Origin of the sequence: Chryseobacterium sp. (assembly GCF_022712095.1) — a bacterium.
Classification (GTDB): domain Bacteria; phylum Bacteroidota; class Bacteroidia; order Flavobacteriales; family Weeksellaceae; genus Chryseobacterium.
This window is the reverse complement of sequence record NZ_JALAHD010000235.1, coordinates 1-13,140: the sequence shown is the minus strand read 5'-3', so window position 1 is coordinate 13,140 and position 13,140 is coordinate 1. Positions and strand designations below refer to the sequence as shown.

General features: G+C 32.6%; 6 protein-coding genes. 5 read left to right on the top strand and 1 reads right to left on the bottom strand.

Annotation, left to right across the window (positions count from 1 at the left end):
- From Q0A18_RS12470 to Q0A18_RS12450, 5 genes are all read left to right on the top strand, one after another.
- The coding region (locus tag Q0A18_RS12470) for a hypothetical protein (RefSeq protein ID WP_292010478.1) at positions 1-290 on the top strand (290 nt) is incomplete at its 5' end.
- Positions 275-4,414 (top strand): serine/threonine protein kinase, encoded by a 4,140-nt coding sequence (locus Q0A18_RS12465; RefSeq protein WP_292010477.1) that lies wholly within the window; start codon positions 275-277, stop codon positions 4,412-4,414. The genes Q0A18_RS12470 and Q0A18_RS12465, both read left to right, overlap by 16 nt.
- A 2-nt stretch (positions 4,415-4,416) precedes the next feature.
- Complete coding sequence (locus Q0A18_RS12460; RefSeq protein ID WP_292010476.1) at positions 4,417-5,973, top strand: hypothetical protein; 1,557 nt, start codon at positions 4,417-4,419, stop codon at positions 5,971-5,973.
- A gap of 109 nt (positions 5,974-6,082) precedes the next feature.
- Positions 6,083-11,371, top strand: a complete 5,289-nt coding sequence (locus Q0A18_RS12455) for an ATP-binding protein (RefSeq protein ID WP_292010475.1) — start codon at positions 6,083-6,085, stop codon at positions 11,369-11,371.
- 5 nt (positions 11,372-11,376) lie between these two features.
- Entirely contained in the window at positions 11,377-12,060 is a 684-nt protein-coding gene (locus tag Q0A18_RS12450; protein ID WP_292010474.1) for a protein phosphatase 2C domain-containing protein, read from the top strand.
- Between the two features lie 208 nt (positions 12,061-12,268).
- On the opposite strand, the gene Q0A18_RS12445 is transcribed toward Q0A18_RS12450, so the two are convergent.
- Positions 12,269-13,140, bottom strand: an 872-nt coding sequence (locus Q0A18_RS12445) for a site-specific integrase (RefSeq protein ID WP_292010473.1), incomplete at its 5' end; no start/stop codon positions are given.

Sequence of the window (13,140 nt, the reverse complement as noted above, 5' to 3'; positions counted from 1 at the left end):
TTAGAATAGAAACTGATCAAGAAGATTTTGATATATATTACTTATTCGCTTATCTATCATTAGATATTGTAGTAAGTTATATCAATTCTTTACGGTATGGGTCAGTAATTCATAGGATAGAACCATTTCACATTGAGGAACTACCTGTACCAGTACTTTCAGAAGAGTTCAGAGTTAAAATTTCCGAATTAGTTAAAAAATATTGTGAGTCTTTATATGAAGCTTATAAAATAGAAAACCAAGCCATTGCATTAATAGAAAAAGAAATTGACCTATGGCAAGTATCATAAAACCGCCTTATTTCGAATCGGTTGTTAATGCCGGGGAAAAGAGATTGTTGGATTATTTGGAGATACATCTTCCTGATAATTATTATTTAATACCCAATGTGGAGATTGCATCTACCAATCCCAAAAACAATCGAACCCAATACTGGGAATACGATTTAATTGTTGTAGCTCCTCACGGTATTTACAATATTGAAAACAAAGATTGGAAAGGACGTATCGAGGGCGATGACCATTATTGGTATCTCAATGATCGACAAATGCCTAATCCACTGAAAACAGGGCGGCAAAAAACAGCGATATTAGCATCTAAACTCAAAGAAGCCAACTTTGCTTGGGGAAAAGCGTGGATTCAAAATATGCTTACCTTTTCTTTTGACAATACTTATCCTCCTATTATTTCTCACGAAGCACAAAAGCTTACCTTTGGATTAAACAAGAAATTGACTCATTTTATTACCGATCCGCACAGCATTGGCAAATCAGAAGATGATATTGCTGACATTCAACAAGAAATAATGCAATTCTTAATCGGTCAGCAATCCAAGAAATCTCCAGAACAAAAACGAGAAATTGAAGGTTATGAAGTGTTGGAAATCATTCAGCAGGAACCAAATTTTACGGAATATCTAGTAAAGCCAAAAGGTGTTACTTCGGTACGTCGTAGAATTAAGGAATATGCTTTGCAAGTAAGCGGTTTATCTGCGGAAGAACTGAAGAAACGGGAAGATAAAATCAAGAACCAATATCACGCACTCAATAAGTTAAAAGCGAAACCATTTATCTTAAATGTAGAGTTTCGTATCGACGAGGTCAATCATCTCTTCTATGAAATTTCTGACTTTTTAGAAGAAAACTCCTTACGTTCAGAAGCTCGTGTCAAAACCTTTACATTCAAAGAAAAGATTGATATCATTAACAATGTAATTGTGGCACTGAAAGAAGCACATAAAGAAAGTATTTTTCATAGAGATATCAATCCGGATAATATTTATTTGAGCAGTGGATATGCTTATCTGGGTAATTTTGGTAAATCTTATTTCATTGATCACAGTGAGGAAGGATATACCGTTATGCCAACCATCAATCAAAATAACGCAACAGCTTATCACCCTTTGGAATTGACGGTGAATGATGCTAGTGCAGTTTCGGATATTTATTCATTAGGCGTTTTAATCTATTGGTTATTTACAGACAAAGAACCATTCAAAACGCCTTATGATTTGGATAAAATGGGTGGTAAACTGAAAGCAGACTTACTCCCAACACATATCAATTCCAATTTGCCTAAATGGATTGATGAAGTCTGCTCACAAACCATTTTAACAGATGATTTTAAGCGAATAGAAAGTATAGAAACCTTACAAGATTTTATTGCCAATGCCATAGAGAGTAAATCTATTGCAGAAGTAGCTCCTGTACTTGCACCTGTTGTAAAATCATCCACTTTTGAAGAATTAAAAGAAGGCGATTCTATCGGAACGTATTCAATTCACAAAATATTGGGCAAAGGCGGTTATTCCAAAGTATTCAAAGTAAAACACCGTATTCAAGACACTTTTTATGCTTTGAAATTATTCAATGAAAGTGTAAATTTTAGTTCTGTAAAAGACGAATACGATGCGTTAATCAATTTAAATCATCCCAACATTGTTCAATTCAAATGGAATGATGAAGCGGCTTCGGGGCAGTTTTTTACAGTAATGGAATTCTTAGATGGGGAAAATTTAAGCATTTACACACGTACTGATGCCAAATTGCCTATTCATAAGATATTTCAAGTAGGTAAGGAAATTCTTTCGGCTTTGATAGCAATGCAGTCCAAAGAAAAACCTGTTTTGCACCGAGACATTAAACCACAAAACATTATTTGGGACAAAGGAGAACGTTTTGTGCTGATTGATTTTAATGTGGCATCCTCTAACCAAACCAACAAAGATTTTGTTGGTACAAATCCGTATTTAGCTCCCGATATAATTGCTGACAATTATAAGATAAACTGGAATTTATCGGCTGATACTTTTGCTCTCGGAGTAACTTTGTATGAATTAGTTTGTAAACAATATCCGTGGCATCCATCTAAAATGCCGATGAGTAGCAGACAACCGAATAATCCTAAAGAAATTGAACATCGAATATCGGATAAGTTTGCCGCCTTTTTATTGAAAGCTATTGCTACCGATGCTTCTCAACGCTTTCAAAATGCACGGGAAATGTTTGATGCATTGATTGCTATTGAAGATCAGATTTTAGAAGATATTGCACCGGAAACGAAATCAAAAGATACGACGACTATAACAACCGATGTTGATATTATTCAATATATAAACTCATTGTATAGCCAATCAAAATATGGAAATTTTGGAACAAGGGTAAACAGCAATGCGCATCAATTGGATGAACAGACGTACACACCTACCAAGTTGGATAAAAGTCTTATTCCAGCTATTGTAGATGGACAGTACAAACTGCTTATTATTACCGGAAATGCAGGTGATGGAAAAACAGCATTTATCAAAAAGATTGAACAACACACATCTGTTAAACATGTCGAACATTTTGCGCATCATAATGGAGCGAGATTTAAAATAAACGGCGTAACTTATGAAAGTAACTATGATGGTTCTCAAGATGAAGAAAACAAGATAAACAATGACGTTTTAGAAAAATTTTTCTACCCTTTTGAAGATATTAAACAATATACTCAAGCAGCAGAAGGACGTATCATTGCGATAAATGAAGGACGGTTGGTTGAGTTTTTAAAGACTTCAAATAAGCATCATAAATTAGCAAAATTAATCGAAGATTACTTTTACGAAGAGGGGCATACCCAACTTCCGGAAGGCGTAATGATTGTTAATTTGAATCTTCGCTCTGTGGTTGCAGATGATTCGGGAGAAGGAAGTTTATTTAAAAATCAGGTAAAAGCATTGACACAAAAATCACTTTGGGAAAAATGCGAAAGTTGTGAATTGGCAAAAAACTGTTTTATTAAGTACAATGTTGATACTTTAAACGATTCGGCTTCTGGAGAAACAGTTATCAATCGTTTAGAATGGTTAATCAGAACCGTTAGTTTAAAACGTGAATTGCATATCACAATGCGTGATATACGTTCTTTTATCGCCTTTATGCTTACTCATGATGTTTCTTGTGAAGAAATATCACAGACAGAATTGTTAAAAGATACAAACCCTGAAAAATATTGGCAATATTATTATTTCAATATCACCAATCCTATTTCGGAAGACAGTGGAAATAAGGATCGCTTAATAAAGCTTTTAAGAGAAACAGATGTTGGCGAAGTTGCGATTCCACATTTGGACAGAGAGTTGTTTTTTAGTAATCATAATCCAAAAGACTATGTTGTATTTGCGGAAAGAGAATCTAATTTATTAGATAGTTTTAACGAACAAAAAACCTTTATTCCAGCACATGAGCAGACTCCAGAGTTGATTCAAACGATAAGAGAAAACCATAAAGCGTTTGTTCGACATCATTATTTTGAAGGAAAAACAAGTTGGTTCAAGGAAGACATCTCTACAGAAGAAACTACTGAAAAACCGACTAATAAAGGTTTAAAGCCTTCTTATTTATTACGCTTGCCTTACAAATCTATTTTTGATTTCGTTTCTATATTGTCCCAATCTACAATCGAAGAAACAACAAAACAGATAATTTCAAGAGCGGTCTCTTTAAACGAAGGGTGTGATAATGATTCACTGGATAAAGAAAATCTAATTCTTGCTTCGACCGATGTAAAAGATGTTCGAGGAAAATCATTTAAAATGTTTCCCTTAGAAGATTTTGAATTGATAGTAAATCGCACAGACCATTTGATTAAATATCTGGAATACGAACCGGATAGCTTAATTTTTAGGCATAAAATAAATAAACATATCGAGTTGGCTATTTCATTGGATTTGTATGAAATGCTTTACTTTATTAAAAAAGGCTTTAGTCCGTCGTTAAATGATTTACGAGGTAAATTTATTGAATTGATTGTGTTTAAAAACCTATTAGAGAATCTGAATTATGATGAGATTGTAGTAACACCAGATAATCGTATGTTTTATTCTATCAAAAAGAATCATAACAAAATTGCTATTAAAAAATTAACCTATTAACTATGGCAATCAAACTTAACAAACAGGAAAGTACATTTAGAAATGAGCTCCTTTTTACGGCTGATGCCAAAACGATTAGAATTGATAATACCTTGGTCAATCTTTTTATGCTTTTAAAGCATGAAGGCATTCGTCCTAAACAACGAACAAGAAGGGGTGACAGTATTTTTATTGAACTCGATAAACTAAAAAACATTTTCCAAAAACTGGAAGAAGGTAATGAATTGGATGGTTTTAAAGAAAATCCCGAAGCGGTAGAGCTTTGGCTGCGTACCAATCTTGTCAATATGGTAAACCGTGGAAATTCTGAAAAAGAAAAAATATCTTCGTTAAGACCTATCCATCTTGAAAGTTATCGGGTAAGAAATGTTCCCAATACACGAGATTATTTTACAGCAGATCAAGTTTACCTGATGTTAGGACAAAACCCAATTGTAAAAGAGAATCTCCGGAATTTTTTAGCTGAGGGATGGGATAAAACAACCAACACATTACTTCAATCAAAAGAATTGGATGTAGATAGTCTAGGAATTTTATATTTGATAAAAAATGTGAATCCTGGCTTTATGGAAAGCAACACAACGCTCAATAAAGTAAAACCTATTTTAATAGAACAAGCAGAATTATTCTGCGATGATGTTCGAAGATTGTTGGTGTATAAATCCAAAATCCCAAGAAATGTTTTGATTGATTATCTGAAAACAATTACTTCATTTCACCTCGCTTTGTATATACATAAAGTCATTTATTTATTGCCAAAAATGATTGAGGCGGGAACAAAAGATGTTGATGATGATTGGAGTATTGTGATCGATGCTACAGACGATTTTGAAAGTAAAGTTTCTTCTATTGCTATAGCTGAAGCGGAAAAAACATATAATTCACTATACAAATACGTCAAAGCTACATTTAAAATTAATAGTATTATCCAAAAACTAAAGTTAGACGAATCCAATTCGGATAGCATAGAAAGAGCATTGGAAGTTCTTAAAAATGAGTTGAATCAATACGAAACGAAATTTGAGGCGTATTGGGATGTCGTCTATAATGAGCAGGACGAAGATGATAAAGACTTACTCACCGAAATGGTAAAATATGAAACGACCTACTTTGATAGGTATGTTGAGTTACTTTTAAAAGTGAGAGGAAAACGATTACATAAGGATCACATAGAGTTGTTAGACAGTTTGTCACAAAAAAATAGCGAAAGAGGATTTTTGGCTCAAGGAAGAAGTAAAAAACATCCTAGAAGATATATGCTTGGCACCAGATTATTAGAAGCTTTGGTTCAAATACAGGTTTTGCATTTGGAAGGTGATAAGTTTATTACTCAAAGCTTGTCTATTGAAGAATTGATGCGTAATCTAAAAGACCGTTACGGGTTAATTATAAATGGATTGGAGGAAAAACGTTTTCAAAACGCGGATCTTCATACTCACTTAGCCTTTAAAGAAAATGTAGAAGCTTTTAAGATAAAATTGAGACAGATAGGCTTTTATAATGATTTAAGTGATGCATATATCTTGCAGAAAATAAGACCACGTTACGAACTATCATAATTAAAAAATAATGGACGTCAATATTTTAACACGTTACTATCAATACATCATCGAACTAATTGTAGAACTATACAGAAATGAGTTCGAGAATGCTAAACCGGGACATTGTATGAAAATTACAGGTCTGGGAAATGAGCAATTATTTTCGCTTTGGGAAGTTATTACAACACATTTCAAGAACTTAGATACTTATATTGTTGATGAAACACAACAAGGTATTTATTATATTTCTGCAACAAAGCTAATCGAATTGCGAAATCAGCAGAAAAGACCGTTGCTTATTCTTGTTCCTTCAAATAGCAGAACTGCTGCAGAAGATTCTTATGGCAATGCTACGTTTAAAGAAATTTCTTTGGAACGCATAGAGCCTATTTTAGTTACCAAACTTCAGAATGAACTTCCAGAGGATCTGTTGGCATTTGTTCGTACGGTGATTAACTATATTGGTAATCCTAATCGAACAAGTTTATTGAGCTATCTTTTAGCATTGGAAGAAGAATCATTTACAAAAGAAAGTATTGGGCGAAATCTGTTTTATTTAAACCTGTTGCCAGACCTTAAGTTGGTTGAAGATGAGAATCTGATTCGTTCAAGACTTAATCTAAACATTACAAGTTGTAATATATTGGCATCTTTTAATAGACCTATTTATGACCGAGTGGATGAGCTTCAAATAAAAAAAGATTCACTTCAAAAGGATTTTATCCAATTATTCAGAGATGAAGAGGATATTACTTCATTAGATGGGCTTGTAGCGATAATTGGAGAGCAATACCCTGAATTATGGTTTGATAAATGGGAAATTCCAAGTCTGAACTTTAAAGAAGTAAAATTGGAAATTGTTGAAATTCGATCAACAGATTTTACTATTGAGGAAGGTAAAAAAGTTCTTTTATCTGATGGGACTTCTAGCCCCAAAGTTACCATTCGTTTTAAAACTACACCTGAACCAAAAGACATTCAAGAGTTGAAATACTTCAGGGTTGTTTTAATGGCTGTGGATGGTTTTTCAGGTCATGAAATAATCACGCTTAGAAAATTAAAAAATACAAATGCTAAACAAGTCTATCGAGAAGCTAAAATAGAACTCAATGCGAATAATATTGAAGAAGGTTCGTACTTTTTTAAAGTATTAGCGGAAGATGAATTGGGGAATGTTTTAAACGTAAACGATGATTTTTATGAAGATTCGATACAGCGAGAGTGGGAAGAAAATGAATTTTCTCCTGAAAGTAAAAGAGATCTTCGTTATAAATTGAAATGCGATTCAGAGGATTTTGATTATGCAGTTGACATTAATACTGAAAAAGAAGAAACAATACGTAAAGACAAGTTGAACAATGTGCTTCAAGCATTTTTCAAATATAATATTGATGGTTTAAGACAAGACACAGTTATAAATAGTCCTACTCCAAGCGACCGATCTAACACCTGGCTAAATGATGATAAACTTAAATTATCATCAGTTTTTCATATCAATTATTCAAACAAGCATAATTATCAAATTATGTTGTCATCAAAGCTAAGGTTGATAGAAAATGAGATTTTGAATAATAGTCATCACTTTGGTTTTACGAATGTAAACATTAGTAATAATAACACTACGCTGGGATTACAAAATATTGAATACATGATTAGTAGTTTAACAGATATAGCTCCCAAAAAATTATTAGAATCACGTAAAGTTGTTTTTGAGAAAATCAAAAACTCAAATAGTTCTGAAAATGGAGTGTTTGAAACTACAAATCTTTACGATTTGAAAGAGGATATTAAAACCTATTTAGAACATTACAATAATTGGTTAGTAAATCTTAACAAAAAGATTGAAAAATCCGAAGTTTCGGAAGAAGACAAGGAAAATGTCAAACTTCTTTACGCAGAAGTACAGTTTTTAGATACGGTAAAAATTAAAACAAAATTACCAACTGAAGGCTCTGTTTCTGCGGTTTTATTATCGCCACTTCACCCACTTAGGTTGACTTGGTTTATGAATCTTATTGACCAATTTGAAGAATGGTTTAATAAAACACTTCAATATAATGACCATATCAAGGAATGGCAATCTTTGGAAAACCTATTTTTAGGAGAATTGATTCCCAGCAACAATCCATTGGTATTAGTTGATCCCAGTCAATTAATAAACTATGAATATCTTGGAGAATTAAGTTTCGGCTGGGGAATTTATATTAATGTATTTACGCCCAATCCAAATGATTCGCTTGTTCCTATCTCACATCAATTAAAACACTATTTTAAACATTTATTTAATATTGATTCTGGAAATATCGTTCATAATGATGTTAGTAAAATATTAATAATTAAACATCTAAAGAATTTTTTAATACAACATCCATATACAGATACACTGATCATCAATTTATTTAATGTTGGTGATGCTGAGGTGTTTTCAGAAGCATTTGTAGATGTAAGTAAGCATCCTGAATACTGCAATACCAAATTTGAAATTCGAATTTTTGTAGGACAAGAATCATTGATTGAACACGGGTTGGCTTTAAAAGCTTTACTTAATCCTGAAACAAATATTAGTGAAGAAGCAGAAGTGTTTTCTCAACCTTCTAAAAATAGATTATTTCCTAAATTGAGATTTTCTATTAACAATATCAATGATTTTGTGCAAAATCCAGAGATTTATAATGCTCATATTAGTTTTTTAGTCAATCCATTTGCAACAAAAATCACTTTATACAAACCGTACAGATTCTATAAATCTGCTTATCTGAACAGCTTAATTATTGACCCAGCAACTGATGTTGAAATCATTCAGGAGCCTGAAAAAATAACTTGGAATAATTATGTCAAAATTGAAAATACAAAAGAAAATCTGATTAATAAACTTTACAATTCGTATCAGATTTTTACTTCAGGTTCTTTGGCTTTCCATGCTACAGAGGCTGTTCCAGCTACGCAGTTAAGTTTGACGAACAGAGATCAAGTGTTATTAGCACATTTACACGAATATTCGGATTGGGTAATTACATTTGATAAAAACTTAGGTCCTCAAGTTTTTGATCAGCCTTCTGAAAATGGGAAAATTCCATTTCTATTAGACTATGTTCCTGGCGAAGAAGTGTCGGGTATTTCCTCTTATCTTACCACTAAGCCTTCAAGTGAGATAATAGGATTATTAAGTCCTCATTTTGAATCTTTTGGATTAAATATCGAAAGTGCTGAAAGCCGAAGTAAAATCCAAACTATTCTTGAAGATTTAAGAGCAATCAGTAGTTCTTTGGTATTACAACTAAACTCTTCAAAAAACAAAGCTTTTGAAGCTATAGGTACTGCTTTTTCTAAAAGAGTTTTGGAGAAAAAAGGTTTGTTGGAGAATGCATTTCTTATTCCGATAGATTTGCATCAAAATCTTTTCGAGAACCTAAATACAAACTCTAAAAGTCGGGCAGACAATTTGTTTATTACGATAAACAAGGAGAAAAGAGAAATAAAAATAGCTGTTTTAGAAATAAAATGTAGAAGTTCTTTAGGAACAGCAGAACGAGATGAATTAAAGACGAGAATGATTGAGCAAATTGATAATACAATTGTTGCCATCAAACATCATTTTGATCCTAACGACTATAAAAGCAATGATCGTTTAGATCGAGAAATCAAAAACAAGGAATTAAAATCATTATTCAGTTTCTATATCGAACGAGCGTACAGATATAATTACTTATCTGAAAATGCTTACAATAGCTATATAGATTTTATTCAAACTCTCAATAATGGGTTTGAGTTTAAATTTATACGATTAGGATTTATTTTTGATTTTTCTTTTGAACAAAAGCATCAGAAGCAAAACTTTGATGATAAGACGACCATTTTTACTTTTGGACATAAATTAATCAGGGATATCTTAGATCCAAATTCTGATCTGAATACCAAAAGATTGGAAGATACAGAGCTTAATAAAGAATTGGTTTCTGCTTTTGAATCAAATAACAAATTAAAACCGTTTATACAAAAGTTTAAGTCAAAGCTTAAACCATCTTATAATGAGGAAGAAGAAGATTTGACGAGTGAAATTCAAGATTTACATGAAAAGGAAACGACAATTTTAGTTGAAGCGTATGTTAGCGAACAACTTAAAAATACTGAAGTAGCAGAATCCAAAGAAGAGGAATATAGTAATCATCAAACTGTACCTGAAAATAATGGAGAAACTCATACCATTCCAGAATTTGATATTATTGTAGGGAAGAATAGTATTTCTAACCAATTTGGCATTATCGGTACGTCAATACACAATAAAAAAATTGCAATTGATTTGTCTGAAACCAATACTATAAGTTTATTCGGTGTACAAGGTGGTGGAAAAAGTTATACTATCGGTACGATTAGCGAAATGGTATTGAAACAATTTTCAAATATCAATAAACTTCCTGCTCCTTTGGCAGGGGTAATATTCCATTACAGTGAAAGTATGGACTATGAACCGGAATTTACCTCGATGATTAACGCCAATACCAATCTTACTGAGTTAGAAAAATTAAAGGAGTTATATGGTGCTGAACCAGATGCTATTGAAGATGTCATAATATTAACTCCTTCGGATAAAGTTGATGAGCGTAGAGAAGAATTTCCATCTATACAAGTCAAACCTATAGCCTTTAACTCTAAAGAACTGAATGTTCAGGACTGGATGTTTTTATTAGGTGCTGTTGGAAATGACTCATCATATATTAAGCAATTGAAATTTATGATGAAAGAACAACGCCGAAATATTACGTTGGAAGGGCTAAGAGAAAGTGTGGAGACATCTGAACTACTTTCAAACACTCAAAAATCTTTAGCTAGGCAGAAACTTAGTTTTGCCCAAGAATATATTGATGATAGTTTCTTTCTTAAAGGAGTTTTGAAACCGGGGAGATTAGTCATTGTAGATTTACGAGATGAGTTTATTGTTAAGGACGAAGCGTTAGGGTTATTTGTGATTATGCTTAATATTTTTTCAGGGGTAAAAACTTTTAATGACAAGCATTTTAACAAGTTCATTGTTTTTGACGAAGCTCATAAATACATGGACAATAAGGACTTGACTAATAATATAGTTACAGCAATTCGAGAAATGAGGCACAAAGGAGTCAGTATCATGATTGCTAGTCAAGATCCACCAAGCTTACCAAATGAAATCATTGAATTAAGCAGTATTGTATTACTCCATAAGTTTAACTCTCCACAATGGTTAAAGCATATTCAAAAATCCTTGACTCAATTGAATAGTTTGACTTCTGCTGATATGAGTGTCTTGAAGCCTGGTGAAGGCTTCCTATGGGCTTCCAAAGCATCTGAACAAAGTATAACAACAAAGCCGGTAAAAATAAGTACAAGACCAAGAGTTACTAATCACGGAGGAGCAACAAAAAAGGCCACAGGAAACTAATGAAAATGCAACAGATAACAGGAACAGGGAAAAGAGAAAGTAATCAAGATTTTATCTGCATTGACAGGTTAGAGTCTGGTGCTTCTTTTTTTCTTATTGCTGACGGTATGGGTGGTTATGATAGAGGAGATGAAGCCGCAAAGATTGTTTCTGAGAACATCTTTACATTCCTCAATTATGCTGAGAACATCAATGAACAAAATATACAGCAAGCTGTTCAAAAAGCCAATTTGGCAATCAAACAATTCAATATCAAAAATAATATTAAATCTGGTGCAACGACAGGCGGTATTATTATAAATAAAAATATCTCCCATATTTTTTGGGTTGGAGACGTAATGGTTTACCTAGTAAATAGGGATAAAGTTTTGTTTCAGACCAAGAGTCATACACTAATAAATAGCCTAGTAGAATCCGACAGCATAAAAGAAGAGAAATCTTTAGAGCGATATAAACATATCGTAACTAGATCTATATCAGGAAAACCTTCTGAATCTAGTATTGGATATCAGTCCATCAGGTTTTCAGAAGATGACATTTTTATTATTTGTTCAGATGGGGTGCATAATACTATTTCTGTCGAACAGATACTTGAATATATTAAGAAAGGAAATGGCTTACAAGAACTAGAAAGCCAATTTCTCAAAGAGGCACAAGATAATTATTCTGTTATTACCATTGCATTTTAGACATCCATCGATATAACTCATCGTTCATTAATTTGAATGGAATTGTTATCAGCTTAATATTAGTCTGATAAAGCTGCGTTTATACAAGTAATGTCCCTTGTGTATTTGTGATGAGCTAAAGGAAACACATTGAAAAATAAAAACGATAAACACCGTTTAAAATAAAAAAAAGACTCAGATTATGAAAATCCAAGCCTAACTTTTTAACTTACACAGTTAGTGAGACACTACCCTTTTTTTCTTTTATCAATATTTTTTTTAATACCAGCATATCCTCACCAATTTTTTTATCTTGTATTTTAGCGTAATGCTGGGTCATTCTAATGTTAGCATGTCCAAGCATCTTGCTTACGGTCTCTAAAGGGACACCATTATTGAGAGTAACTGTAGTAGCAAACGTATGTCTTGCCGTGTGAAAAGTAATATCAAAATCAATTTCACATAAGTCTCCAATCTCTTTTAAATACCCATTCATCTTTTGATTGCTTAGTACTGGTAAAGCTATATTTTCATTTACACATTTCGGATGATTTTCATATCTTCTTAAAATTTTCTGTGCTTCTGGTAGCAGGGGTATACTGGCTTCGATCTTTGTTTTAACTCTTTTAGTTTTTATCCATAAACCTGTATCAATTCCCGTTGTTACTTTATCTCGTGTAAGATTCTTGGCATCAATATAGGCTAAACCGGTATAACAGCAGAATACGAAAATATCACGGACTATTCTTAATCTTTCAGAATTAAAATTCTTCTCACGGATTTTTTGTAGCTGCATATCAGTTAAGAATCTGACATCTACGCTTTCTATTTTAGATTTATAACCTATAAAGGGATTTTTGCTAATCCATTCATTGTTGAGACAAATATTGATTATTTTTTGAAAATTTCTAATGTATTTTACAGCAGAATTATTGGAGCAGTTTCTAACAGTACGTAGGTAAAACTCGTAATCTGCAATGAATCCGGGATTAATATGACGGACATCAATATCACTGAGATTAAATTTCCATTTCAAAAATGCCTGAGTATGTCGTAATGATGTTTCATACCGTTTCCACGTTCCTTTAGAAAATTCTCTAT